This is a genomic window from Algoriphagus ratkowskyi (genome assembly GCF_002150505.1).
Classification (GTDB): domain Bacteria; phylum Bacteroidota; class Bacteroidia; order Cytophagales; family Cyclobacteriaceae; genus Algoriphagus; species Algoriphagus ratkowskyi.
Genome location: NZ_MSSV01000014.1, coordinates 55,188 through 81,746, shown reverse-complemented (window position 1 = coordinate 81,746; position 26,559 = coordinate 55,188). Strand labels below are relative to the sequence as shown.

The window sequence follows — 26,559 nt, the reverse complement described above, 5'->3', positions numbered from 1 at the left end:
CTCACATTTTTTCATAAATCAAATTGATAATTCTTATCTATTCATAACTTTAAGTTATATGACACTAACCCAACTAGAGTACCTTGTAGCCTTGGATAATTTCAGGCATTTTGTGACAGCGGCAGAAAGCTGCAATGTCTCTCAGCCAAACTTGACTACACAGGTGAAAAAGTTGGAAGAAGAGATAGGAGTCAAAATTTTTGATCGTGACACAAAACCGCTTCAGCCGACTGTGGCGGGTAATTTGATCCTTTTAAAGGCCAGAAAGATTCTTAAAGAAGTTTCAGAATTGAAGGAATTTGTACTGACAGAGAAGGAATCTTTGGAAGGAGAATTTACGCTTGGTGTGATACCAACCATTTCTCCCTATTTACTACCGCTATTTTTGCCTGAATTTGTGAAGACAAATCCAAAGACCAAATTGATAATTAGGGAAATGGAAACCGCAGAAATTATTCTTGAATTACAGCGAGGAACATTGGACATTGGATTGCTTGCCACTCCTCTAGAAGAAAAAAGCATCCGTGAGATCCCTTTATTTTACGAACCGTTTCTCTTATACCTTCCAGAAAATCACCCTTTCCTAAAACGGAATCATATTATTCCGGCTATGCTAGATGCCAACCAAATTTTGGTTCTCGATGAAGGACATTGTTTTCGTGAGCAGACACTAGCGATATGCAATAATAAATTTTCAAAAAATAATTTTGGATTTGAATTTCAAAGTGGCTCTATAGAATCTCTTACTCGGCTGGTGGATAAAGGAGTAGGTTATACGCTCGTGCCTGAAATGGCGGTAATGGAAAAAAAGGAAACCAAGTTTCTTCGGAGATTTGATTCACCAGAGCCAGTACGAGAAATAAGTTTGGCGGTGACCAAGAATTTCGCCAAAAATGTATTGATCCATGCGATCCGGAAATCAATACTCCTATCTATTCCAGAGCGCTTTCAAAAGGAAGAACAGTATAAAATGATAAATTGGAAGTAGTGATATAGGATGAGAAGCGGGAATTACCCGACTTTAAGGCGAAGCTCGCCTTGTCTTTTCACCACTTTTAAATCGAAGTGTTGATTGATAAATGCTTTGCAGTGATTTTCTGCCCATTCTGCTCGAGACTCGGTGTCAAAAAGTAGTGTCATCCTTAGCATGGTTTTTACATATTGCCCATATATTCCTAATTGAGCCACATATTCAACAAATGCCCCTGCCCATTCTTCTTGAAATTTTTCTAGATGAGTTCTCCCATCAAAAAGCATTTCAAGTTGATTGTCTCCGTGTTTGAAGCGATAGATACCACAAAGTTGGCGGTAGATTAAGCGAGCATGCTCCCGAGGAAAATCAAAGGAATCAAGAATCTGCTCGTATGTAGTGTCCATGAGCTGAAGCGGATTATACAAGGAAGTATAGGAACGCTTCAATTCAAAAATCATTCGATCAATTAGCTCCTCTTCAAGCACGGATTGTGCCTGACGAAGGATGTAATTTTTGTCTAATGGAAAGAGTTTCTGAATCATTGCTCCGCAATATTAAGAAATTATTTTTATAGGATAGGGTTAAATAATGTTTTATGCTGGGTGTCGGTGGCCCGATGTTTTGACCTCATTTCATTATTCGAGATTCTTCATTTGACATTCATTAATAGAAGGTTGGCAGATTCGCTGTTGTTTTTGTCACCTCTTAATTTTATTTGATACTTTTTACATCTTACAGTTTTTGCGAAAATTGCAATGTGCTGAGAACATAGGACATCTAACTCCAGACATCGATCATTACCCCCAATCCGAAGGTCGTCTTGCCTCATAGGCTTCAATCTTATCTAGCAAATCTGAAGGATCATCTGAGATAATGAGTAATTCTTCTTGCTCAGGATACATAAATCCCTCCTTCATCGCGTGGTTCAAAAAATCAATCAGTTTATCATAATAGCCATTTACATTATAGAGTGCCAATGGCTTTTGTATGTAGTGAAGTTGATTCAGAGTCATTATTTCGAAAAGTTCTTCAAATGTTCCAATTCCTCCAGGCATGGCTATGAATGCGTCGCCGCGCTCTGCCATCAGCCATTTGCGATCTCTCATTGTTTCTACTATGATCAGCTCGGTACAACCACGGTGAGCCACTTCTCGATCTACGAGTTTCTGTGGAATGATTCCCAGCACTTCTTTTCCAGCTGATAGCATTTCATCAGCAATCACACCCATCAATCCAACTCTTCCTGCTCCATAGACCAGTGAATGGTCTCGTTTAATCATTTCTTGAGCTAGTGCTCGCGCACCTGTTTCATATACTTTATTCTCTCCTTTTCGGGAACCGCAATAAATGGTAATTTTCTTCATGAGTTTGATGCTAATTTGGAGTACGAAAATACTAGATTCTTTTTTAGATGAAGATTTTAACCGCAGTGTTCGAGTAGGTTTTCGCAGAGAACATATTTTTTTGTTTTTCATGAAGCTAGACTATGTATATCTCTCAGCTTTATTTGAACGAAAATATTTGGTTTACTACCGACAAATTTTAGAATGAGGTATGGCTGAAATAATTCAAGATAAATGATTGCTGGTATACCTCTCAATTTTTGTCAAAAGGTATCGTACTGATGATCATTAAACGCTATTTTTGAGCTATGAAAATTTGCTTTGCTACTAATAACCCCAAGAAAATCGAAGAAGTGAAAGCTGCTCTCGGCGATAGCTTTGAAATAGTTTCTCTTAAAGATATTGGCTGCTCGAATGAACTTCCTGAAACTGGTGACACATTGGAACATAATGCTTTTCAGAAAGCCAGATATGTGAAGGAACATTTTGGTGTGGATTGCTTTGCAGATGATACTGGATTGGAAGTGGATGCACTGGAAGGTGCGCCAGGTGTTTATTCTGGTAGGTATGCAGGAGAGCCTAGAAGCGATGAGCGAAATATAAATCTCTTACTCAAAAATCTGGAGAATTCTTCTATCCGAACAGGTAGGTTTAAAACGGTTATTGCGCTCCTTTTAGGTGATGAGGAATACAAATTTGAAGGAGTGGCGGAAGGTGAAATATTAAAGGTCAGAACTGGGAATGGAGGATTTGGCTATGATCCAGTCTTTTGTCCAGTAGGTGATTCTAGGTCATTTGCAGAATTGAGCATGGGAGAAAAAAACCGGATCTCTCACAGAGGAAAAGCAGTGAGTGAGCTTATTACCTTTCTTAGCCATAGATAATTCTGTTTAAAAAATAATTTCAGGTTAACTTTGCTCCATGAAAAAACCATTCATCGTCGGTATCACGGGCGGATCTGCATCAGGAAAAACACTTTTTTTAGAGCGACTGCTGAGTTCTTTCGATGATGGGGAGGTTTGTCTGATTTCTCAGGACAATTATTACAAGCCACGAGAAATGCAACCAATCGACGAACATGGGGTTCATAATTTCGACAGGCCAGAAAGTTTAGATTTTGAAGAATATGCTGCTGATATCCGTAAAATCCAGTCGGGAGAGACAGTTCAGCGAGAAGAATATACCTTCAATAATGCTTCTAAAAAGCCGAAAATGTTAACTTTCAATTCTGCCCCAGTGGTTGTGGTCGAAGGTATTTTTGTATTGTATTATCCAGAATTGGCAAGTCTGCTTGATCTGAAAATTTTCATTGATGCCAAAGATCATATCAAACTAAAACGAAGAATCATCCGAGACAAAGTAGAGCGAGGATATGATTTGGATGATGTGCTTTATCGATATGAGCAACATGTGATGCCTACCTATGAGAAATACATCAAGCCATTTATGAATGACGCGGATTTAATTGTGCCAAATAATCACAATTTCGATAAAGCACTAGAGGTCATTCGTACCTATTTGAGAGCAAAGAATGCTTGATATTAATTGTTCCCAATGATATTCGGCTGATTTTTAATTAAATATGCTGATTATGAGTTCGAAAATTAGAAAATCTGAGAGGAGAAACACTCCTTTTAAATAAATGGCTATATTTGCGCCGCATGAAAGCAACTAAACGAAATAGCAACTTGTTCCAACAACGCCTCACGGTGATGCTGGCATTGCTGTTATGTTTGTTTATTTCCAGCGTAGAATATATTCCTGAAAACAGCGAAGTAGTTAAAGTCGAAAACCAAGATAAAGCTTCTTCAACTGATCAGAATCAAACTTTTTTGACTGTAGCAGTAGATGCAGTAGTGCCCTTTGTAGTAAATGTATCACACAGCATTCTTTATCTTATTCATGATATAATAAGTTTTGAAGGATCAACTTTCATCACTAAAGCAACTACTGTTGTTCAGCCCAACCAGCTCGTAGAAATACTTTTTGAGCGAATAATATCTACCAAAGGGCCCTGATCCCAATTCATTTCCGAATTTCTAAGTGCTTATCTGACTAGTAGATAGGCCTTCAATCTGTATTTACAATCAATTAATAATTTCTATTTCTCATGCAAAACAAAGGTGTCATTGTGTTTTTGACAGTGATCGTTACAGCATTATGCTTGTACTATCTGTCATTCACATTTGTATCAAATAATATCCAGGAAAAAGCCCAGGAATACGCAACTGATGCGTCTGGAAACGTGGATTTCTCAAAAAGACAAAGCTATCTAGATTCCATCTGGAGAGCTCCAGTTTACAACTTCTTAGGTGCTGATTATACTTTCCAGGAGGTAAAAGAAACTGAACTTGGATTGGGCCTTGACCTTCAAGGCGGTATGCATGTGACTTTGGCAGTTTCACCTGTGGAGATCGTTAAAGGACTTGCTGGCAATCCCAAAGATGTTGCATTCAATAATTCGGTAGAAGAAGCTAAAGAAGCGGCAAAAACATCTTCTACTAAATATGTAGATCTATTTTATGCGTCTTGGCAGAAAAATACTTCAGGCAAAAAGCTTAGCAGTATTTTCGCTACTGCAGCCAACAGAGGTCGTATTTCGTTGGAATCTTCTGATTCAGAGATCATTGACATCATTGATAATGAAATTGAGAATGCGATCGAACGTTCGTTCAACATCCTTAGAACTCGTATAGATAGATTTGGTACTTCACAGCCTAACATTCAAAGAATCCAAGGTTCTGGTCGTATTCAGATCGAATTGCCAGGTGTGGACAATCAAGAAAGAGTTAGAAACTTACTTCAGGGTGTAGCCAAACTACAGTTCTGGCAAGTAGTAGAAGTAAACGAAATCGGTTCAGCACTTGAAGCTGTAAATAATGCTTGGGTATCTGCAAACAGAACTACTGATACTGCTTCTGCTGACACGGTAGCTACTGAAGCACTTACAGGAGAAGACTCTTTGAGAAATGCTTTAGAAAAGCAACTGGCTGAGATCGATCCTAGCAATGCTGCTGCTAATAATGTTTCGCCTTTGTTTAGCTTACTTAAGCCTAATTATGGTTTGGCATACGAGCTTCGTGACACGATGGCGATCAACCGTATTTTGAAAAATGCGGATTATAAATCATTGCTTCCTAGAGATATCAAATTACTTTGGGCAGTGAAGCCTTTCAAAGCGGAAGATGGCTCTGAGACTTTGGAGTTATTCGCTATCCAAGCTGAAAGAGGAACTGAAGAAGCTCCACTTGAAGGTGATGTGGTGACGGATGCCCGCCAGGTATTGGATCAAACATCAAGACCTGCTGTATCTATGCAAATGAATGCAGAAGGCGCTAGAAAATGGAGAAAATTAACTTCTGAGAATATCGGAAGAAGAATCGCTGTAGTTCTAGATGACTATGTATATACCGCTCCAGTAGTAAATGGAGAGATCCCAACTGGTCAGTCTGAAATCTCTGGGAACTTCTCTTTACAGGAAGCTCAGGATTTGGCTAATATCCTTAAGTCAGGTTCTCTTCCAGCACCTACTCAGATTGTAGAAGAAAGCATTATCGGTCCAACTTTGGGTAAAGAAGCCTTGAATCAAGGTTTACTCTCCATGGTTTCAGGTTTAGTGATCGTGGTTCTGTTCATGATTGCTTATTATGCTAAAGGTGGATTTGTTGCTATTGCAGCACTTGTTTTCAACATCTTCTTCATCTTAGGAATTCTAGCTCAGCTAGGTACTGCGTTGACTTTACCAGGTATTGCAGGTATCGTATTGACTATAGGTATGTCTATTGATGCGAACGTTTTGATATTCGAACGTATTAAAGAAGAACTTCGCAATGGTGTAAGTTTGATAGCTGCGATCAATGCAGGTTACAATAAAGCATTTTCTGCGATTCTCGATTCAAACGTAACCACTTTCCTTACAGGAGCGATCCTATTCGCATTAGGTCAAGGCCCAGTAAAAGGTTTTGCAATCGTGTTGATGATCGGTATCGCATCTTCTTTCTTCTCTTCCGTATTTATCACCAGAGTGATAGTGTCATGGATGAGCAAAAAAGGCGATAACAGTTCAATCAGCTTTGCTACTCCTTTTGCTAAAAATGCATTGAGTGGATTAAGCTTTGATTTCTTGGCAAAAAGAAAAGTGGCTTACTTGATTTCTACTTCTATTATTGTGATTGGTTTAGGCATCGCTGCAGTAAACGGATTGAAATTTGGAGTTGACTTTACAGGAGGTCGCTCATATATTGTTGCTTTTGACGAGCCAATGGCCGCTTCTGATTTGAAATCAGGTTTGGACAGAGAATTTGATGGATCTGTAGAAGTGAAAACTTACGGTTCTAACAATACATTGAAAGTAACCACTTCTTACTTGGTAAATGAGGATGACGCTGCCTCTAACCTTGAAGTAGAGAGTAGAGTAAAAGAAGGAATTGCTGCAGTGACCGGATTAACCTTTACAAATGATGCTGAGTCATTAGCTGCTGGTCAATTCGCTATTACAGGTTCGTCTAAAGTAGGAGCTACCGTTGCGGATGACATCAAAGCATCTTCATTAGAGGCAATGATTGTAGCCTTGGTTGCGATCTTCTTATACATCTTGTTAAGATTCCGTAAGTGGCAATATTCACTCGCTGCAATCATCTCGTTGATACACGATACCTTATTTGTAATTGCAGCTTTTGCTATCGCAAGTGCATTTGGAGCTACGTTTGAGATTGATCAGGTATTTATTGCGGCAGTGTTGACTGTGATCGGTTATTCTATTAACGATACCGTGATTGTGTTTGACCGTATTCGTGAGAATATCGAGAATAAAGGGACAAATAGATTAGTAAAATTATTTAACGATGCTATAAATCAGACCCTTGGGCGTACTTTGATTACTTCATTTACGACATTGGTTGTGGTTATAGTATTGTTGATTTTCGGTGGTGAAGTGTTGAGAGGTTTCTCTTTCGCCTTGTTTATAGGAATTCTAGTAGGTACATACTCGTCTATATATATCGCTACTCCAATAGTAGTGGATTTGATGAAGCGTGAATTGGAAAGTGATAAAGCAATTGAAGAAAAGAAATTGGCTTAAATGATTTCTAGTTTATAAAAATCTAAAAGGGGTGGGATCGTATCCCACCCCTTTTTTATTACCCATTAAGCGGGAAAGTTTGTATCTTTTGGAGAATATTTAACTAAGTATAAAACCTATTTCAAACTTTTATAAAGGACTTTTATTATGAGAATCAGCCGAGAGGCCCTAGAGGCGATGAGAAAAAAGTATGATGCAGAGGTGAGAAGCGGAAGAACAGCCACCAATCAAAATGGAAATGTAATCGACCAAACAAAGTGGATTTTTTTTGATAGAACTACTATAGAAAAGTTATTGGAAAAGTCAGATCCTACTACGGGAGGAATCAAATTTTACTTTGGAGAATACACTACTGAACTTGCAAAAGAATATTTTCCTGATAATCCAGAGGCATATGATGGATTAATCACATTAGTCATGTCAGCCGCTAATTTAGAAGGGGATCAAGTGGAGGATTTGGATTTTATGGAGAGGTCAGGTGATCCGGGAGCAGGTGATTTTGAAAATCATGGAAAGCAATGCCCTCCAACATGTGATCCAGACCCTACAGTGAATTAAGAATGGACAGTAGATTTTACCAGGCCTTTGGAGGTTGGTATATGATAATCTTAGACCTCATATTAATTATAGGAGTCTTTTGTATCTCTAGGGGACCAAAAGATAAGAGAGCCGATATTAAGTATTGGCTTCCTTTTTTAATTGTCTTGCTGGCTTTTTTTTATGAAAATCTTGGTGCTTATACTAATTTCAATTTTGAAATGAAAAGGAGTGTGAATGCACTACTGGGGAATACCAAGAATCCAAAATATAATGTCTGGGTATTTAATATTTTTAATCAACAGCTTCTTACCCTATTGATTTTATATCTTTTGAAATCCTATTTGTCTATAAGGAAAAAGAAAATTGTCAACTGGCTAATGTTTTTCTTTTTAGGAACAAGTGTTTTTATTGTGGGTTTTGGATTTGAGCCTATCTACGGAAGCCAGCCATTGATTTTTTCCATAGCTGCGGGTTCTATACTTATTTCTTGTGGATTATATTTCATGAGCTTTATTACCGATGATAGCTATCTAGAATCAAATCCACTTCGACTTGCATCTTTTTGGCAAGTAACATTTATCCTTTTTTATCACTCAATGATTTTCCTCAAAACAGTTTCGCAAAAGTACCTTTGGGCAGAAAATATGGATCTATATAAATCTTTAAATTACATCAATACAATTTTATGGTTATTTATAATGATAACGATGTTGTTATCTTATTCCACCGATAGCCTAAAGCTGAAGTTAGAAAGAGAGCCTAATTATGTCTGAGGAAAGCAGTACCATTATTACGATGATTATTGCGAGTATTTTCCTGGCTGCTCTCTTGTCGTTCTTTGTAATTGCCATGGTCATACTACACAGACAACGACAGGTACAAAACCTCCAAAAGATGGATCAGGTCAAATCTGAGCATGAAAAGACTTTGCTGAATATAGAAAATGAAATACAGCAAGAAACCCTGACTCATATAGGAAGGGAGCTTCACGACAATATTGGTCAGTTACTTTCGCTCGCCAAACTCAATTTTGGATCGATCAAGCCAGAAAAACTAGCTGAAGGAAGAGACATACTCGGTCAGGCAATACAAGAGGTGCGTGGACTATCTAAGCAACTAAATCTAGACTGGGTGGAGTCGGTCAGTATCAATGAATTCATAAAGCAGCAGTTATCAAGAATACAGAAAACAGGCTTTTGTGAAACTTCTCTGGAAGCAAATTTTGAACTTATCGACTTACCTAAAGATCAAAAACTGGTGTTGATTCGAGTAATTCAGGAATCGCTAAATAATGTGATTAAGCATGCTTCACCAGATAAAATCCTGATTAGAATGTATGAAAGCGGGCATAAAAGACAAATTATCATCACCGACTATGGGAAAGGATTCGACTCTTCCCAACGATCAAGTGGAAGTGGGATGTACAATCTTAAAAAGAGAATGGAAACCATAGGCGGAAGATTTGAACTGACTTCTATCATCGGAAAAGGCACAGAAATCACTTTAACCTTGCCAAATTAGATTTTACGGTATATTTTAGAATTTAATAAATCCTGAAATGCTAATTCCCCTCAAGTCATGATCAGAATAGCCATTGCTGATGATCATAAATTATTTGCGAAAGGTATAGAAGGAATTCTAGAAGATGAACACGATCTTACGGTTGTAGGGGTCTTCCCAAATGGTAAGGAACTCTGTGATTATATTTCCGAAAATCCGGTAGATATCGTACTTACAGATCTTAATATGCCCATAATGGACGGATTTGGCGTGCTGAATTATTGCAAGGAAATTCATCCTGATTTTAAGGTGGTGATCCTTTCCATGTATGACGAAGAGAAAATCTACAAGCAGTGCATAGATCAAAGGGCTGATGCCTTTATCCTCAAAGATGCTGATCCAGACGAATTGATTTTTACCATCCATGAAGTTTTTGAAGGTAGGCACGTGCTGAACTTTGACCGGGTGAAAAAGCAAGCGCTTCAAGGGGCTTATTTTGATGCTTTTCGCGTAAAGTATAAGCTATCCCGCAGGGAAACTGAAATCATACATTTAATCAAAGATGGTATCCAGAATAAGGAAATTGCCCTGATGCTAAATTTAAGTAAGCAAACAGTTGAGACTCATCGCAAAAATATCCATCAAAAGCTTCAGGTCAGTTCTCGAATTGAGCTGGTGAACAAAGCACACGAAATGAACCTATATCCATGAGCAGTCCTATCAAAACAGCCATTATTGGCTTTGGCTCCGTAGCAGAGAAAATGCATGCACCACTGATCACTGTATGTCCAGACCTTCAGCTAGTAGCGGCAGTGGAGAGAAGTACCAATCGCTGTGAAGAATTGTATCCTGATGTGACTACCTACAGAAGTTTGGATGCTTTATTGGAAGCTGATGCTGCAGATTTGATTGTGATCACAACGCCAAACGAGTTTCACTTTCCGATGGCGATGCAATGTCTTCAAGCAGGAAAACATGTAGTGGTAGATAAACCAGTGACTATTTTTTCTCATGAAGCAGAGCAATTACATGAGCTAGCTGAAGAGAAGGGCTTGATTTGCTCGGTTTTTCACAACCGTCGCTACGATGGAGATTTTATGACCTTACAGAAATTAGTGCGGGAAGGTGATCTCGGCAATTTAGTATATCTGGAATCTCATTTTGATCGATTCCGTCCAGATATTTCTGATAATTGGAGGGAAAAGGATGTTTCAGGGAATGGAATTACTTTCGATCTAGGTTCGCATTTGATAGATCAAGTAGTGTTGCTTTTTGGCGTACCTAATTGGATTCAGGCAGATATTCGTAAACAAAGAACCGATGCGGTGGCTGACGATTATTTTGATATTGTTTTGGATTACGGCACACTGAAAGCTAGAGTGACTGCAGGAGTTTTGGTGAATGTTCTTACTCCGAAGTTTTTGCTATTGGGAAAAAAAGGATCCTATCAAAAGTTTGGTTTAGACGTGCAGGAAGCTGAATTTAAGCTTGGGCATAAGCCAGAAGGAGCAGCTTGGGGTGTGGAACCTGCGGAAAGTTGGGGGAAAATTTTCCTCAGTGAGGAAACAAGGGCCTACGAAACTGTGCCGGGAAATTATAGAATATTGTATCAGAATGTCGCTGACGCGATTTTAAAAGGCACAAACCTCGATATTACCATACCTCAGACCATCAGCGTATTGAAGATCATAGAAGCTTCATTTGAAAGTTCTGAGGTAGGAAAAAGAGTCACGAGAGCAGAAGGAGGATGGTAGACCAAGGTTTTTTGGCTGAGGTTTTGGAAAGTGGTGTTCAGAATAAAAACTGAAATATGAAAAAATTAGTATTATTATCTCTTACTCTTTTCGCATTCATCTCATTTGCTGAGGCCCAGATCAGCGCAGGTGTCAACCTACAAAGCTCTGAGACTTTTGTCACCCTAGGAACTGATCCCAACAAACAAATTTTCGGTGAGGCCCGAATCGGGACAGGTGGCGACATCGGGTTTGAAGTGATGGGAGCATATAATATTGTTATGAAAGATGATGTCAACTTTTACCTAGGATTAGGTTTAGGATTGGATGATGATAGAAATCATAAAAATGATGATGACGATGATTTCTACATTGCGATTCCTTTCGGACTTTTAGTAACTCCATTTAATAGTAAAAACCTCGGACTTGTCTTAGAAGCTACGCCTATTTTAGCAACTGATCATGGGGATTACTTCCGTGCAGGATTTGGATTTAAATACACATTTAGATAGATCTTATGGTTGCCCTAAATGATGCATTTTTGCTCAATTCTTAGTTAGGCTGGAAGTCCGATGACGGAAGACCGAAGTAGCTAATTTTAAAGATGTAGCTGATTCGATTTTAGTTTAGCCTGAAATCTTAATTAATTATTACGATTCGCAATCATGCCTGTAGACGTTAATTCTTTGCTCCGCAGGCTGGAAGACCTCCCGATAGCTATCGGGAGACAGGTGACCGAATTAGCCTCAATCTTAGTGTTTTCCAAATAATAAGTTGCTATGTATCTTTACTCGTGCCACAGCTGATACACATAAAAGAAAAAACCACCTACAACCCAAAAGGTCAACTCAGCGATGAGTTGACCTTTTTTGGTTTTAAAAGAGTTTTACTTATTGTTTAAGAAAGAAGATACACCAAGGCTTATGGCGGAGGTATTTAAACCAAAATCAAAAGAATTATTACTGTAGTCTATAGTATTAGTTTCTTGATTGGAGCTTGTAAAAGTCACTAGGTTGGTAGAAAGTTCTATTGCCATCCAATTTTTAGGGAAGTAGGCAATTCCTGCTAACAAGTTGGTCTGATACTCTGTGTATTTGTTCTCGCTTTCGGCAGGAGTACCATTATTATATTCATAGATGGAAGAGTTTTTATTCCAAAGGGAACCACTATTTAACTCTCCAAATGCTGAAAATTTATCACCAAAGGGAAAGTATTTTCTTGCAAACAAGCCTACACCAAATGCATTTTGTTCATTGGTAAGTTTTTCCTTACTAGAGTTTGTGCTGCTGTAAGTGGTAGCATCCATTATACTTTTACCAGTTTTAAATATAACCATTGCACCTATAACCCAATTGTTTTCCAAGGCAACACCAATCTTAGGGTCAAAGGAAAACTCATTGGATGTCGTATTTCTATCACTGCCTAAATCCGAAGTCCTTTGCTGATCATTATTGCTATTAGCGAAGTTGATGCTTCCTCCAAGCAAAACACTCCCTTTTTGTATTTGTGCATTTGCTGTAAAAGTGACCAATTGAAATACGAGTAATCCTAGTAATACTTTTTTCATGGTGTAAGATTTAGTTCAGGTTTGAAGTTTACACGATACAGTTAAGAGTTTAGTTGCATCATATGTCCCCAAACTTTGAAGACTTTCATTTTTCTACGCCAATTGATTCATTTTGCCTATTTTTGCCCCTATGGCAAAAACAGAAACTCCTGCAGAAAACACGCAACTAAAAGATATTATTTCCCATGCCAAAGAGTATGGATTTGTTTACCCTAGTTCTGAGATCTACGACGGCCTTCAGGCAGTGTACGATTACGGTGCTTATGGAGTAGAATTGAAAAATAACCTGAAGCGTCTGTGGTGGGAAACCATGACACGTGTAGAAGGAAATATTGTGGGCATAGATGCGTCCATATTTATGCATCCTACCACTTGGAAGGCTTCTGGTCACATAGACAGCTTCAACGATCCGATGATCGACAACAAAGACTCTAAAAAGCGCTACCGTGCAGATGTACTTGTTGAAGAACATGCAGCAGTTTTCGAACGCGCTGGTGACATTGAAAAAGCGAATGCATTAACAGGTGCTTTGGCAAGAATGCTGGAAGCGGAGGATTTGGACGGAGTAAGAGATCTAATCACCAATGAAGGTATCAAATGTCCAGTAAGTGGTACTTCCAATTGGACAGATGTTCGTCAGTTCAATCTGATGTTCTCCACTCAAGTCGGCTCTGTAGCGGAAGATTCTACTACTATTTACCTGAGACCAGAGACGGCTCAGGGAATTTTTGTGAACTTCCTAAATGTGCAGAAAACCGCTAGAATGAAAGTTCCATTCGGAATAGCGCAGATAGGAAAAGCGTTCAGAAATGAAATCGTAGCTCGTCAATTTATTTTCAGAATGCGTGAGTTTGAGCAGATGGAGATGCAATTCTTTGTACGTCCTGGCACTGAGCTGGAATGGTATCAGAAATGGGCAGAAACTAGAATGAGATGGCATTTGGCTTTGGGAATTCCGCAGGAAAAACTCAGAAAGCATGACCATGAGAAGCTAGCACACTATGCTAATGCAGCTATGGATATAGAATACGACTTCCCATTTGGCTTCAAGGAAGTGGAAGGGATTCACTCCAGAACTGATTTTGATTTAAAATCACATCAGGAATTCTCTAGGAAAAAGCAGCAGTATTTCGATCCAGAAATAAATCAGAATTATATTCCTTTTGTAGTGGAAACTTCAATCGGAGCAGATCGTCTTTTCTTATTGACACTTTGCAACGCATATACCGAGGAAGTAACTGAAGAGAAAAGCAGAACTTTCTTGAAACTTCATCCAGCAATAGCACCTGTGAAAGCAGCTATTCTCCCTATTACAAAGAAAGATGGCTTACCAGAGAAAGGGCAGGAAATAGTGGAACTGTTGAAATACGATTTTAATATTATCTATGAAGATGCTTCATCGATCGGTAAGCGGTATGCGCGTCAGGATTTGATTGGAACTCCATTCTGTATTGCGGTGGATCATCAGACGCTAGAAGACAACACTGTGACTATCCGTCATCGTGATACTACAGAGCAGGAAAGAGTGCCTATCTCTGAGCTTCATGGAAGAATTGCTGAGGCGACTAGCTTTAGAAGGATCTTTGAAAAGCTGTAAGAATTTTAAAAAGCATAAAAAAACTCCTGAAATCGATCTCAGGAGTTTTTTTATGAGATTCTCTCGGGATTTGCGGGCTCTTCTAAATTTAAAATTCCGAAGCGATATCGAAAATTTTTAATCCGACAATTTTAATTTCAATTATGGTTATTTATTACCAAATCCAAGATTACGGAGCTATTCACCTCGTCATATTCACGGTGCATCAATGGGTAAATGTTTTTGCTTGCTATTGGGAGAAGTTCATAGAAATTCTCAATTATTGTCAAAGGCATAAGGGATTAGAGATTTTTTGCTGGTTTGCGATGACAAATCACTGTCATTTAATTATAAGAGCAAAACAAGAATTCCGAGTAGCAGGTCGATCCCATACATATATTTTCTGTTCATAGAAATACCCGACATAAGTGATTAACTCTTTGGAGGCCCATCATTATTCTCAGAAGTTTTTTTCTTTTTACTTTTTTTTGTAGTTGGACAACCTTCAAATACAATGTTTGAAAGCTCTCTTTTAAGAGAATAAAATCCTTCATTAATGTCTAAAGTTTCTGGATTGTTAACTAGTGAAACACCATCGACTGCTACTACTTTCGCACCTGTCCAAATATTAGCTTTTCCATCATTTGAATTTCCTGCACCACAGTCAGGAACCAATCCCTTAAATGAAAATGTCGTTGGTGATTCAGAAGAACAGCTAACTTCGCCTGTCCAATGGAATACAGTTCCATTTCCTGTTACTCTGTAATTTTTTCCATCAGCACCTGTATATGTGCCATTATTTGGAATATCAATGATGATTTGTGGAAAAGTAAAATCAATGGATACTTTAGCTTCTTCGCTGTAACTATATTCAAATGTTACATCAACCATGCCCTCTTCTACTGAACTGGAATAGTCAAAAGTTTCTTCATCACAACTACTCCTGCAAATCGGGATCAGATAAAGAGTACCTGTGAAAACTACAGGTTCGTCCACAGCAAAACTTGTTTCATTAATAATGTAATCAAATGAATTACCACAATGAATAGCTGTAAAGTCAAACATTTCACTTCTAAAATAATTAGTCCTTATATTATTACTTACATCCTGATAACTCTGACCTGGATATGTCGCAAAGCTATAGCCACCAATGGAACCATCAAAAGATACAAGAGATTGTGGATCTCCTGAAATTAAAACAGAAATAACATCTACCTCATAGTAAGCCATGTTATTTGGTAAAAGAGTTAAATATACATTTGAATATACCTCCTTAACATTTTCACCCGATGTCCTTTTTTGAGGAGTAAGACTTCTAGAGAAGCGTATTTCATCAACCCTTTCTGCAGGAACACAATAAGAACTTTCACAGTCAATTTCGTTTCCAAACAAAACCGATCCATTCTCAAATCCATTGGTAGTTCCATAAGGATTCAATATGAAACCCAACTCATCTGCTTTTTCCAATCCATTATTTAGATCTTCATTTTCATAAGTAGCCATTTGGCTACAGGCTCCTAAGAGCAATGCCGAGGTCACTAACACCAGCATTTTTGTTGTAAAAGTTTTCATAGTGGTCTAAAAGTTTTTAGTTTACTTCACAATAAAATGTCTTTTATATATTTAAAAAAGTCGGATAAATAATATTTGTATGTAAATACAAGATAGTAAAGATTTAATTCAAATAACTTTATCTCTTCTACCAACTGCTTAATAGTTGTATTTTCACATTCTCTATGAATAAAACACTCGTCTAGACTCTCCTGAATTGCAAATCTCGAGAAGCAGGAATCCCAAAGAGCAGGGTTTAATCCATATCCGCCGGATACCAAATTGATTTATCTCGCTCCTCTCTAAGTGTGCCATCATCTAATTGTTTAAAAGTCAATTCTAATCCAAACTGCTCGCTTTTTTCGATCTTAATTTTTTCCCCTTTGATTTTGTAAGTAGTTCTTGAAATCATGTCCCCACCGAGAAGAACATCGGCTACTCCTCCGGCAGAAAGTGTGATAAATCTTCCGCAGCCAAACATTGGGTCATCAACTGAATCGCATCCATCTAGCGTATTTGTGTAAGTCCCTAAAATTTCCGGTTCGTCTAATTTGTCACAGGAAATAAAAATAAGTGCGACAAGCGCTATTAGTAAGAAGTTTTTCATAAAAAGGAGTTAAGTGTACACTCAATACGTCAAAAATAGCTACCACGCTACATAACTTGTATTTTATTCTTAAGAAGTAATGTCTATAGTTTTTGACTAAAAAAGAATTATTATCTCCCTCTTTTTCCTTATCCTGAAACATAAAAATAAATGAGCCAGTAGTTTCGACTACTGGCTCAAGTTTTACTCAAATTAATTTTTTTAAAATTCAATCAGTTGGACATTCTACCGCTCTAGCAGCATCTACGTGTACTCCATAATAATTGAACCTAGGAACAACTACTGTGTAAGGAGATTCAGTAGCCTTTGCCTTATGAGTAGTAAATAGACCAGGTGAAGGATTTGTAGCAGCTGGAATTAAGGCATAACCCTGAATTTTCACGTTTTCAGCAATGTCTTGGAACCTGCCAAACTCATTCAATTCAATTTTGATTTCTACATCGTCTCCTGAAGGAGTAAATGTCACATTGCCAATATCATAAGTTTGTCCAGCAAATAATTTCACTGTTTTCACCACATTACTGTATTGGACATAAGTAGCCCAGTTTCCTCTAGTTATATACTTGCTTCCAAATGCCCATGCTGTTTCATCCCTAAAGCATTCTTTTACATCTCCACAAAGTCTTAAGGTATAACAGATAGTGAGGTTGCTTAGTCCAGCCGCCCCGCCACTTGCATTGTTAGGTGATGTAAGCCTCGAATCCTCATAAATATCCGGACCGTAATAATAAACATTTGCAGCGTTACTACCTTTCACAATGAAAGCGATTGCATCCAGACAATATCCGGGAGGTGGAGTAAAACTCCAACTTACATTTGTACCGTCAGTAGTAATTGTAAAACCAGCGGGAAAGGGTTTTGAAAATGCACTACCTTCATAATTAATTCGACCGCTTGAATATTGAAAATTAGGAATTTCGCGGGCTGCTGCCACCTCCGCGCATGTCCTATTTCCACCGTTGTTTTCACCATCGATAATCACAGGCTCAACATTACCATAAGAGATTCTCGCATTCGGAAAAAATACACCGTTTGCTTGTTCATTTAATACTTCAACAGACTGACTGTTGTCCAAAGCAGGTTCCGCTGTCTCAAATTGAGTACAGCCAACCATTACCAACAAAGCGGCCATGATCACTGATCCGGCTGTGCTTTTGACTGAAAAATAATTTTTCATGGTTATATGAGTATAAGAGTATGAATATAAAAAAAGTACAATTATTAAAAGCATTTTTATTGTGTTGAAAAGCTTTTTTTATTGTATTATTTTTAGTAAAAAATACTAAAGTATTTTGCGGGCTAAATTTTTATCTTCAGATGCATTTCTAAAACTTGAAAAAATGAAAAGCAATCATACACAGGCACTAATTATTGGTGCTGGAATTGCGGGCATTGCTGCTTCCATTCGGCTGGCATTAAAAGGCTATTCAGTGATAGTCTTTGAAGCGAATACCTATCCGGGAGGGAAACTGAGTGAGATTCACCTAGGAGAATACAGATTTGATGCGGGACCTTCGCTTTTCACACTTCCTGAGCAGGTCGATGAGCTTTTTCGACTAGCTGGGAAAAATCCTGAAGACTACTTTGAATATGAAAAGCTGGAGGTTGCTTGTAATTATTTCTGGGAAGATGGGACGACGCTAAAAGCTTACTCAGATCTCAATCACTTTGCAGAAGAAGTGCAGACTAAGCTGGGCGAGCCGGCTTCTAACATTCGCGAAGCGCTTCTCAAATCAGCCTTTATCTACGATAGTCTGGCTCCACTTTTCATGAATCGCTCCCTTCACAAGATCAGTACGTGGACAAATTCACAAGCGATGAAGTCCTATCTGAAAATGAGGAAACTGGGGATTTTCTCTACTATGAATGAAGCAAATAGAAAGCAGTTTTCTCATCCCAAATTGGTGCAACTCTTTAATCGTTATGCTACTTACAACGGTTCAAATCCCTTTGAAACCCCTGCTACACTAAATATTATTCCTCATCTTGAATTTAACATAGGTGCCTTTTTTCCTAAAAAAGGGATGCATGATATCACGATGAGTCTGTTCAAACTTTCAGAAGAACTCGGAGTGAATTATCATTTTGGACAGAAAGTGGAAAAGGTCTTAGTCGAAGGTGGAAAAGCAATAGGAATCAGAGTAAAAGACAAAGATTTCCATGCTGACCTCGTGACAAATAATATGGATATGGTTAATGCCTACAAGACGATCCTTAAAGAAGAGAAGCAACCTAAGCTTTTGCTCAGCCAGCCCAAATCAAGTTCTGCACTGATATTCTATTGGGGAATCAAACGTGAATTTCAAGAGCTTGATCTACACAATATTCTCTTCTCAGATAATTATCCCTTGGAATTCGAGCATATTTTTAAGCGTGGGACGATCTATGAAGATCCTACCATTTATCTGAATATTACCTCAACTCACAAATCTGATGACGCTCCTGGGGGTTGTATGAATTGGTTTACGATGATCAATGTGCCCAATAACCAAGGACAAGATTGGGATAAGATGATAGCTGAAGCGAAGAGAAATATCATTCATAAGTTGAATAGAATCCTAAAAACTGATTTGGAAGCCTTGATTGAAGTAGAAGAAATCTTAGATCCTCGATCGATAGAATCGAAGACGTCCTCTGCTCAAGGGGCACTCTATGGCAATAGCTCAAATAATAAGTTTGCGGCTTTTCTCCGCCATGCTAATTATTCCTCATCTATAAAAAATCTGTATTTCTGCGGAGGTTCCGTGCATCCTGGTGGAGGAATCCCCCTTTGCTTGCTTTCTGCAAAAATCATGAGTGAAATGATAGACGGTTAGTGATCAATTTTTAGTGTCTTTTATAAGCGTGTCCACAGATTACTTTTTTCCGAATAATGAAAACTATTTACTCGTGATGATATGGCTCATTTCTCAGAATCGTAAATCCTCGATAAAGTTGCTCGATGAAAAAAGGTCGGATCATCTGATGCGAAAATGTCATTTTGGATATGGAAAGTTTGCCGTTTGATCTGGCGTAAACCTGGTCCGAAAAACCATAAGGTCCACCAATGACGAAAATGAGTTGCTTTAAGCCTGCATTCATCTTCTTCTGAAGGAATTCTGAGAAATCTATGGAGCTATGGCTTTTGCCGCGTTCATCCAATAAGATCACGTCATCAGAAGGAATTATATTTTTTAGAATCAATTCTCCTTCCTTCTCTTTTTGAAGGATTTCGGAGAGAGATTTGGTGTTTTTCAGATCTGGGATGACTTCAAAATCAAACTTGATGTAAAAATTCAGCCGCTTACTGTATTCCTCAATCAAGGATATAATGGATTTATTGTCCGTCTTGCCGATAGCGATCAGTTTGATTTGCATAGCCAAATATCTAAAATTTTTGATTATGGATAATTTCCCTTAGCCTAATAAGAAAAACTAAGCACTATGTAATTTGACTATCCCTACCCAAAAACACACTTAACTCTGGGGAGTCAATTTGACCGCTATATGTTATCCTGCAAAAGTATTCCTGCCAAAAAATAAATATCTGACCTCTGTATAACCCAAGGGTCAGCCAAACCTAATTGACAAAATACATAATTATGACTATGAAATTTGGGAAATGTAAATTGAAAATACTCTTAAGTCCTTGTTTATTATTAGAGACACTCACTTTCCTATTTCCAATGGAAAACTCTATTTTTAACTTAGATTAAAATAATCCCATAAATAACTATGATTCTCTCACCCTCCTCATCAATAAACCCAAACCTTCAACTTATTTTTCAATCTCAGGTAGAGACGTCCTACCAATGGAGAATTTCAACTTTAGACGAGAGAGTAGCACGACTGAAAAAAGTCAGAGCCTGGATAAAAGATTATCAGCAGGACATCCGCGATGCTTTAGCAAATGATTTTAGTAAACCAGAACCTGAAACTGATCTTACAGAAATCTTCCCTGTAACTGCCGAAATCAATCATACGATCAAACATCTTAAAAAATGGATGCAACCGAAATCCGTTTCAACCCCTTTACCCATGCTTGGCACAACAAGCAAGATCTATAAGGAACCCAAAGGAACATCATTAATTATTTCGCCCTGGAATTACCCGTTTAATCTTACAATTGGCCCTTTAATCTCTGCTCTAGCTGCAGGATGTACTGCGATTATCAAGCCTTCGGAGATGACACCGCATACATCCGAATTGATTGCCAGGATGATTTCTGAACTTTTTAACTCCAATGAGGTTTCAGTAATATTAGGAGAAGTAGCTGTATCCCAAGCCCTACTTCAACTTCCATTTGATCATATTTTTTTTACAGGAAGTCCAGCTGTTGGCAAAATAGTGATGAAAGCTGCTGCGGAGCACTTGACATCTGTAACATTAGAGTTGGGTGGAAAATCGCCAGTTATTGTGAATGAAGATGCTGATTTAAAGGATGCTGCCGAGAAATTAATTTGGGGGAAATATGTCAACTGTGGACAAACATGCATCGCTCCGGATTATGTATTGGTACACAAATCTCAGGAGGAAATGTTTCTTTCAGAAATGAAAGTCGCACTTCAAAAGATGTATGATCCAGATTTCAAAGGAATAGATCAGTCTCCCGATATGGCTAGGATCGTCAACGACAAAAATTTCCAAAGGCTAAAAGGATACATTGATGATGCTGTAGCTAAAGGAGCAAAGATTGCCTTCGGCGGAAAGTTAGATCCCCAGTCACGATATATAGAGCCAACTATATTAACAGATGTAACGGATGAAATGCTGGTTTTGCAGGAAGAGATCTTTGGGCCGATCTTTCCTATCGTACCCTATAGCACCCTTGAGCAAGCGATAGCTTATGTGAATTCAAAGCCTAAACCTTTAGCGCTTTACTATTTTGGAAATGATTCTGAGCATGCCTCTAAAGTTCTTGGAGAAACAAGTTCAGGAAACGCAGTCATCAACGACTGTGTCATTCATTATCTCCATATGGAATTACCATTTGGAGGTGTAAATAATAGCGGGATTGGAAAAGCACACGGCTATCATGGCTTTATGGCATTTAGCAATGAGAAAGGTGTACTCAAACAACGTGTGGGATTAAATAATGTAACGCTTCTCAGACCGCCATATGGCATCCGAGCTAAGCAAATCATAGAGTCACTTATCAAATGGTTTTAAGGATGTTCAGAGTTTTTAATCACTTCTTTCAAAAGATATTTCTCTTACTTCTAATTAGTTCCTATCTATACAGCTGTACTTCGAACGGAGACGAAAACCCAACAGGGTTCTTACCTGCTTTAGATTTATTTGATCAATCCTATGGGAGAGAGAGAATCCAGGTCTTAGATGTTTATTTACCTGCTGGAAGATCGACCGATGAAACACCACTCGTAATCTATCTTCATGGTGGAGCTTGGATTGAGGGAAGCAAAGAAGAGTTTACACAATTCCGGGCAGCACTTTCTTCAGCTTTGCCAGACTATGCTTTTGTAGCCATTAACTATAGCCTTTATAATCTAAATAATGGTAGTAATAAATTTCCAACTCAGCAGAATGACGTTATAGAAGCCATAAATTATATACAAAGTAAGTCTGCAGATTGGAATATTTCTGACCAATTAATTCTCGCTGGTGCTAGTGCGGGAGGTCATTTAGCTTTATTGCATTCCTATAAACATCAGCGCATTGGCAACATAAAAGCGGTTATAGCTTTTTTTCCTCCAACAGACCTTGCTAAACTATATGATTTTAGCCTAATAACACAGCTAGGTTTAAATGGCCTAATTGGAGGTAGTCCACAAGATGAAGCCGATGCTTATGCCATTAACAGTCCTATTACGTATGTAAACTCTAATTCCCCTCCTACAATTTTTTTCCACGGGACTTCGGATAGCGTAGTTCCAATTTCACAGAGTGAGCTCCTGAAAAATTCTTTAATAGAGGCTAATGTATTCCACTCATTCATTAAAATCCCCAATCAAGGTCATGGCTTTACTGCGGCTACCTATCCTCAATTATTTGAGCAGGCTGCGGACTTTATCAAGATTGCAATAAATTAAACGTAATTGTTCCTAATTAGCCATTACCGCTTTTTTCTTTACATACCCGGCTGGAAGACCGAAGCGGAATGAACGAAGTGCCGGAAATGCAACTATTTACACTACATAAAATTGCTTTTTACCTTATGTGAAGCAATTGATGCTATACATAAAATTAAAAAAAAATCCCGCTCGAGGCGGGATTACCATGTCATCAGACTCGTGCGAGTCCTGTAGATTGAGCGCTCGACTTGATCGCTTGTACTACTTTTTCTGAAGGTTGAAGCTGGACTTGATCCATTTGCTCTATTGTGCTCAGCAGTTCTATATATTCTTGCATTAGCGAATTGTCACTATGCAAGGCTTGCACTAAGAGTTCTTGCTCTACCTCCGTCATTTCCTGATAAATATATCTTAGCAGGTCATTTGGGGTAAATGGTTTTATCATATGCAAAATTTAGTTGTTTCATCTTTTTTCGCAGGTGGATCAGCGCATATCGCATTCTACCAAGAGCGGTATTGATACTTACACCAGTCTGATCTGCAATTTCTTGGAAACTCATATCCAAGTAATGTCGCATAATCAAGACCTGCTTTTGAGCCTCCGGAAGTTCCTCAATCAGGCGCTTCACTAGCTCAATGTTTTCATCTCTTACCTGCCGGTCTTCTACATTTTCTTCAGCAAATTTCAGCGAATTGAAAATATTAGAACCATCCTCCATTAATATGGTAGGATATCTTTTGGCTTTACGGAAATAATCTATCGCCAAATTATGCGCTATGCGCATCACCCAAGGCTGAAATTTCCCTTCTTCATTGTATTTATCTGAATTAAGTGTTTTTACCACTTTCATAAACACGTCTTGAAGTAGGTCTTCAGCTACTTTCTGATCCTTAACAATCAGAAAAATCGTGGTGTACATCTTACTTTGATACCGATCTACTAATAGATCAAACGCTGCATCACTACCATTTCGATACTGTGCTATCAATTCGCTGTCCTTAGGACCAATTCGTTTACTCATTTTAAGTTGGTTTATAATAAACGTAAAGGTCTAGGCCATAGTATGTGGTAAGGGTGAAAGAAAAATAATATGTCTTAAAAGTATGATTTCAAATACAACTCTGCAAAGAAAACGCAAGGATTTTATCTCACACGTTATATCCAGACGTCATACCAAATTATATCTTTTAAAAGAATGCAATAGCAAAATTTAATAGAAATGAATTTAAATGTAGACTCACCAATGCCCAATGTTTATGCCAAAAAATGTTAAAGGCAGCTATTACAGCGAAGTAATTTGCAGCTATTCTAACAGAAGATTTCCACCGCAATGTCTATCTTCGCATAGATAGAAATTAAAAAATACGACAATGGAATTAAGTGGAAAAGTAATCCAAAAACTACCCGAAGTAGGTGGGAATTCAAAAAGTGGCAATGCCTGGAGAAAGCAGGAATTTATCCTAGAAACAGGAGGACAATATCCTAAAAAGGTTTGTGTGTCAATATGGGGGGATAAAATCGATCAGTTTTCTATCAATGAAGGTGAAAATGTAACTTTAAGTATAGATGTGGAAAGCAGAGAATATAACGGTCGCTGGTACACTGAAGTTAAGGCTTTCAAAGTAGAGCAAAGTGGCGGAAGAGCTGCTGCATCTACAGCTATGCCTGAGATGGACTCCTTTCATTCTGAAGGCGAAGAAGATAAACTACCTTTCTAAAACTCCTTTGCCATGTGGGACGATGACGATGACGCGGATTGGGACGATGATGATGAATTCGATGTGCCCAATGAGCATGAAAATATCTACAAGCACCCATTGATGAAAAAGGCTAAGGATGTCTTTCGGTTGACTCGTGCCTTAGTTGGAAGCCTAGATGAAGCCAGAAAAGAGCTTTACGGCAATATTATGATGGAAGACGCGATGATCATGAGTGCCAAATTTGCTGGTGCTGAAAGTATTTCTGACTATGTTTTGAAAATGGAGAAGGCAGTAGTCATTAAAGTTCATGCTAAAAGTCTCCAAACCATGACTTATCAGCTAGGAATAGAAGAAACCCATGCAGAAGAGCATTTGGAGCTACTAAGAGAATCTATAGAGGAATATCGCTTGCTATTTATTGAGTGGACAAAGTGCTTTGATTCAGAAGAGAAAAATGATGATGGTTGGGGAATCTTTACAGATTAACCACTTCCAAATTGGAAGCCAAGATAGGCCCCAACACTCATTAATATCAGTGTAATCACGCCCATAAGGACTAAAATATTCAAGGGCACTTCCCAAGGAACTTCCCCAACTTTAAATCGAATAATCTTTTTCCAATTCATGGTAGTAATTTAAAATGCGGCTTCTCAGCCGCATTTTTACTATTTCTTAAGAATTTCTTTCCAGCCTTTAGCTTCTATCAAAGCCGCAGATTCCTCCACCTTTTCTTTCAAAGTGTTTTTATAAGCATCTAGATTTTCACCTACTCTAGCATCGAAAGCACCAACAATGGACGCTGCAAGAATGCCCGCATTTTTCCCACCATTCAATGCTACCGTAGCAACAGGAATACCTCCAGGCATCTGTAAAATCGATAGAATACTATCCCAGCCATCGATGGAATTAGAACTTTTAATAGGAACACCAATTACAGGCAAACTCGTCATTGAAGCTACCATCCCAGGCAAATGTGCCGCTCCTCCAGCTCCCGCTACTATTACTTTAATTCCTCGCTCTCGAGCCGACTGTGCGTAATCAATCATCCGCTGTGGAGTTCGATGTGCAGAAACTACCGTCAGTTCATAATTCACGCCCAATTCTTCAAGCATTTGTGCTGCTTCGGCCATGATTGGGAGATCTGACTGACTTCCCATAATTATACCTACCTGTAGATTCATTGTTCCGCTTTGATTTTAATTAACTCTTTGATTCGTTGTGCTTTTTCTTTTAATCCTTCTGTTGTATCAGCTAGAATAGTTACATGTCCCATTTTCCTAAATGGTTTGGTGATTTTCTTTCCGTACATATGGATATATACACCCTTTTCAGCCAATGCTTGATCTTGACCTTCTATCAAAACTGGCCCAGTAAAACCATCTTCTCCCAGCAAATTAATCATTGCTGCTGGGCATCTCAAATCTGGATTGCCTAGAGGCCAATTCATTACCGCACGTAAATGTTGCTCAAACTGGGAGGTGAAGTTTGCTTCTATCGTATGATGTCCACTATTATGTGGTCGTGGAGCTACCTCATTGACCAATACTTCCCCATCTTTCGTCACAAACATTTCTACAGCAAGGATCCCTACCATTCCCAATTTAAGAATCACATCCTTAGCGATTTCCTCAGCTTTTTTTGCGACTTCTTTACTGATTTCAGCAGGAGCAAAAAGGAATTCTACCAAATTGGCTGTAGGATGAAAAGCACATTCTACCGCTGGATAAGCTATCAATTCCCCAGATTCATTTCTTACTACTGTCACTGCAATCTCCTTATCGAAGTCAATTAACTTCTCCAAAAGACCAGGTGCATCAAATGCTTTATCCAGATCGGCAGTAGTTCTCAATACTTGAACACCACGTCCATCGTAACCTTCTTTACCCAATTTATTTACAGCTGGAAGGAAATCAGAATTATGGATGACTTCAACTTTGTTTTCTGTTAATATAAAATCAGCTGTTGGGATACCATGCAATTGATAAAACTGTTTTTGTTTTCTTTTGTCTTTTATTAAACTTAAAATATGTGGCTGTGGATAAACTTTCTTCCCTTCACGCTGCAATTTCTCAAGTGCTTCTGTATTAACACTTTCTATCTCAACTGTAATAACGTCACAGCTATGTCCAAAAGCATACACTGTGTCGAAATCCTTCAGTGAACCCTCAGTGAAACGCTGGCTGAGATCTTTACATGGTGCATTTGGGTCTGGATCAAGAATGTGGATATCTTGATTGTAATTGATTGCCGACTGTATAAGCATTCGACCCAGTTGACCTCCTCCGAGGACTCCCAAAATGAGTGGTTGCGATGGTATTGACATAGTATTGTTAAATTCAAAAATTTGCTAGTGAGAGAAAAGAGTTGCGTTGCTTTC

The 26,559-nt window shown here is 38.4% G+C and carries 29 protein-coding genes; 17 read left to right on the top strand and 12 right to left on the bottom strand.

The annotated features are described in order from the left end of the window. Positions 1–58: 58 nt before the first annotated feature. The gene (locus BVH02_RS14325; RefSeq protein WP_086502145.1) at positions 59–988 is read left to right on the top strand and encodes a hydrogen peroxide-inducible genes activator; all 930 of its coding nucleotides are present in this window, start codon (positions 59–61) and stop codon (positions 986–988) included. 23 nt (positions 989–1,011) lie between these two features. Here the strand turns inward: BVH02_RS14325 and BVH02_RS14320 are convergent, their stop codons facing one another. Beyond that, positions 1,012–1,515, bottom strand: a complete 504-nt coding sequence (locus BVH02_RS14320; RefSeq protein WP_086502144.1) for a hypothetical protein — start codon at positions 1,513–1,515, stop codon at positions 1,012–1,014. Between the two features lie 255 nt (positions 1,516–1,770). Next, complete coding sequence (locus tag BVH02_RS14315; protein WP_086502143.1) at positions 1,771–2,337, bottom strand: LOG family protein; 567 nt, start codon at positions 2,335–2,337, stop codon at positions 1,771–1,773. 287 nt (positions 2,338–2,624) lie between these two features. On the opposite strand from BVH02_RS14315, the gene rdgB reads away from it, so the two are divergent. From rdgB to BVH02_RS14260, 10 genes are all read left to right on the top strand, one after another. Beyond that, positions 2,625–3,200: an RdgB/HAM1 family non-canonical purine NTP pyrophosphatase gene (gene rdgB / locus BVH02_RS14305; RefSeq protein WP_086502141.1), complete on the top strand. Its 576-nt coding sequence runs from the start codon at positions 2,625–2,627 to the stop codon at positions 3,198–3,200. 37 nt (positions 3,201–3,237) lie between these two features. After that, positions 3,238–3,855, top strand: coding sequence for a uridine kinase (udk, locus tag BVH02_RS14300; RefSeq protein ID WP_086502140.1), 618 nt, complete (start codon positions 3,238–3,240; stop codon positions 3,853–3,855). A gap of 122 nt (positions 3,856–3,977) precedes the next feature. Next, complete coding sequence (locus BVH02_RS14295; protein WP_086502139.1) at positions 3,978–4,334, top strand: hypothetical protein; 357 nt, start codon at positions 3,978–3,980, stop codon at positions 4,332–4,334. 92 nt (positions 4,335–4,426) lie between these two features. Continuing rightward, entirely contained in the window at positions 4,427–7,396 is a 2,970-nt protein-coding gene (gene secDF, locus BVH02_RS14290; protein WP_086502138.1) for a protein translocase subunit SecDF, read from the top strand. A gap of 147 nt (positions 7,397–7,543) precedes the next feature. Next, on the top strand, positions 7,544–7,954 hold the full coding sequence (locus BVH02_RS14285) for a hypothetical protein (protein ID WP_086502137.1): 411 nt from the start codon (positions 7,544–7,546) through the stop codon (positions 7,952–7,954). A 2-nt stretch (positions 7,955–7,956) separates the two neighbouring features. Further along, the gene (locus BVH02_RS14280) at positions 7,957–8,709 is read left to right on the top strand and encodes a hypothetical protein (RefSeq protein ID WP_086502136.1); all 753 of its coding nucleotides are present in this window, start codon (positions 7,957–7,959) and stop codon (positions 8,707–8,709) included. Next, positions 8,702–9,457 (top strand): sensor histidine kinase, encoded by a 756-nt coding sequence (locus tag BVH02_RS14275; protein WP_086502135.1) that lies wholly within the window; start codon positions 8,702–8,704, stop codon positions 9,455–9,457. Before BVH02_RS14280 ends, BVH02_RS14275 begins: the two co-directional genes overlap by 8 nt. A gap of 57 nt (positions 9,458–9,514) precedes the next feature. Further along, on the top strand, positions 9,515–10,147 hold the full coding sequence (locus BVH02_RS14270; RefSeq protein ID WP_086502134.1) for a response regulator transcription factor: 633 nt from the start codon (positions 9,515–9,517) through the stop codon (positions 10,145–10,147). Further along, positions 10,144–11,190, top strand: coding sequence for a Gfo/Idh/MocA family oxidoreductase (locus tag BVH02_RS14265; RefSeq protein ID WP_086502133.1), 1,047 nt, complete (start codon positions 10,144–10,146; stop codon positions 11,188–11,190). Before BVH02_RS14270 ends, BVH02_RS14265 begins: the two co-directional genes overlap by 4 nt. Before the next feature lie 56 nt (positions 11,191–11,246). Continuing rightward, complete coding sequence (locus BVH02_RS14260; protein ID WP_086502132.1) at positions 11,247–11,681, top strand: outer membrane insertion C- signal; 435 nt, start codon at positions 11,247–11,249, stop codon at positions 11,679–11,681. Positions 11,682–12,055: 374 nt separating this feature from the next. On the opposite strand, the gene BVH02_RS14255 is transcribed toward BVH02_RS14260, so the two are convergent. Further along, positions 12,056–12,736 carry an outer membrane beta-barrel protein gene (locus tag BVH02_RS14255; RefSeq protein WP_086502131.1) on the bottom strand — a complete coding sequence of 227 codons (681 nt, stop codon included), beginning with the start codon at positions 12,734–12,736 and terminating at the stop codon, positions 12,056–12,058. A 130-nt stretch (positions 12,737–12,866) separates the two neighbouring features. Between BVH02_RS14255 and BVH02_RS14250 the strand changes: the two genes are divergently transcribed. Continuing rightward, entirely contained in the window at positions 12,867–14,333 is a 1,467-nt protein-coding gene (locus BVH02_RS14250; protein WP_086502130.1) for a glycine--tRNA ligase, read from the top strand. 411 nt (positions 14,334–14,744) lie between these two features. Here the strand turns inward: BVH02_RS14250 and BVH02_RS14245 are convergent, their stop codons facing one another. The 3 genes from BVH02_RS14245 to BVH02_RS14235 all read right to left on the bottom strand — a co-directional run bounded on the left by BVH02_RS14245 (position 14,745) and on the right by BVH02_RS14235 (position 17,647). After that, positions 14,745–15,884, bottom strand: a complete 1,140-nt coding sequence (locus tag BVH02_RS14245; RefSeq protein ID WP_086502129.1) for a hypothetical protein — start codon at positions 15,882–15,884, stop codon at positions 14,745–14,747. Between the two features lie 235 nt (positions 15,885–16,119). Beyond that, positions 16,120–16,470 (bottom strand): hypothetical protein, encoded by a 351-nt coding sequence (locus tag BVH02_RS14240; protein WP_086502128.1) that lies wholly within the window; start codon positions 16,468–16,470, stop codon positions 16,120–16,122. A 208-nt stretch (positions 16,471–16,678) separates the two neighbouring features. After that, entirely contained in the window at positions 16,679–17,647 is a 969-nt protein-coding gene (locus tag BVH02_RS14235; RefSeq protein ID WP_086502127.1) for a hypothetical protein, read from the bottom strand. Positions 17,648–17,810: 163 nt separating this feature from the next. Between BVH02_RS14235 and crtD the strand changes: the two genes are divergently transcribed. Next, entirely contained in the window at positions 17,811–19,286 is a 1,476-nt protein-coding gene (gene crtD / locus BVH02_RS14230) for a 1-hydroxycarotenoid 3,4-desaturase CrtD (protein WP_086502198.1), read from the top strand. Between the two features lie 67 nt (positions 19,287–19,353). On the opposite strand, the gene rlmH is transcribed toward crtD, so the two are convergent. Next, positions 19,354–19,827 carry a 23S rRNA (pseudouridine(1915)-N(3))-methyltransferase RlmH gene (gene rlmH, locus BVH02_RS14225; RefSeq protein ID WP_086502126.1) on the bottom strand — a complete coding sequence of 158 codons (474 nt, stop codon included), beginning with the start codon at positions 19,825–19,827 and terminating at the stop codon, positions 19,354–19,356. A 357-nt stretch (positions 19,828–20,184) separates the two neighbouring features. Here rlmH and BVH02_RS14220 point away from each other — a divergent pair, with 357 nt between their 5' ends. Both BVH02_RS14220 and BVH02_RS14215 read left to right on the top strand, forming a co-directional pair. Beyond that, entirely contained in the window at positions 20,185–21,618 is a 1,434-nt protein-coding gene (locus BVH02_RS14220; RefSeq protein ID WP_086502125.1) for an aldehyde dehydrogenase family protein, read from the top strand. Positions 21,619–21,620: 2 nt separating this feature from the next. Then, entirely contained in the window at positions 21,621–22,499 is an 879-nt protein-coding gene (locus BVH02_RS14215; RefSeq protein WP_158093898.1) for an alpha/beta hydrolase, read from the top strand. 193 nt (positions 22,500–22,692) lie between these two features. Here the strand turns inward: BVH02_RS14215 and BVH02_RS14210 are convergent, their stop codons facing one another. Then, on the bottom strand, positions 22,693–22,926 hold the full coding sequence (locus tag BVH02_RS14210; protein ID WP_086502123.1) for a hypothetical protein: 234 nt from the start codon (positions 22,924–22,926) through the stop codon (positions 22,693–22,695). Continuing rightward, the gene (locus BVH02_RS14205) at positions 22,901–23,503 is read right to left on the bottom strand and encodes an RNA polymerase sigma factor (protein WP_086502122.1); all 603 of its coding nucleotides are present in this window, start codon (positions 23,501–23,503) and stop codon (positions 22,901–22,903) included. Before BVH02_RS14205 ends, BVH02_RS14210 begins: the two co-directional genes overlap by 26 nt. A 349-nt stretch (positions 23,504–23,852) precedes the next feature. Between BVH02_RS14205 and BVH02_RS14200 the strand changes: the two genes are divergently transcribed. Together BVH02_RS14200 and BVH02_RS14195 are read left to right on the top strand one after the other, a co-directional pair. Beyond that, positions 23,853–24,200: a DUF3127 domain-containing protein gene (locus BVH02_RS14200; RefSeq protein ID WP_086502121.1), complete on the top strand. Its 348-nt coding sequence runs from the start codon at positions 23,853–23,855 to the stop codon at positions 24,198–24,200. A 12-nt stretch (positions 24,201–24,212) separates the two neighbouring features. After that, positions 24,213–24,668 (top strand): hypothetical protein, encoded by a 456-nt coding sequence (locus tag BVH02_RS14195; RefSeq protein ID WP_086502120.1) that lies wholly within the window; start codon positions 24,213–24,215, stop codon positions 24,666–24,668. Here the strand turns inward: BVH02_RS14195 and BVH02_RS21585 are convergent. Genes BVH02_RS21585 through BVH02_RS14185 form a run of 3 tightly spaced genes read right to left on the bottom strand, consistent with a single transcriptional unit; the run spans position 24,665 to position 26,505 of the window. Beyond that, on the bottom strand, positions 24,665–24,808 hold the full coding sequence (locus tag BVH02_RS21585; protein WP_169712846.1) for a hypothetical protein: 144 nt from the start codon (positions 24,806–24,808) through the stop codon (positions 24,665–24,667). The genes BVH02_RS14195 and BVH02_RS21585 overlap by 4 nt on opposite strands. Positions 24,809–24,847: 39 nt before the next feature. Then, positions 24,848–25,363 carry a 5-(carboxyamino)imidazole ribonucleotide mutase gene (gene purE / locus BVH02_RS14190; protein WP_086502119.1) on the bottom strand — a complete coding sequence of 172 codons (516 nt, stop codon included), beginning with the start codon at positions 25,361–25,363 and terminating at the stop codon, positions 24,848–24,850. Beyond that, positions 25,360–26,505: a 5-(carboxyamino)imidazole ribonucleotide synthase gene (locus BVH02_RS14185; RefSeq protein ID WP_086502118.1), complete on the bottom strand. Its 1,146-nt coding sequence runs from the start codon at positions 26,503–26,505 to the stop codon at positions 25,360–25,362. The genes purE and BVH02_RS14185 overlap by 4 nt, the downstream gene beginning before the upstream one ends. Positions 26,506–26,559: the final 54 nt, after the last annotated feature.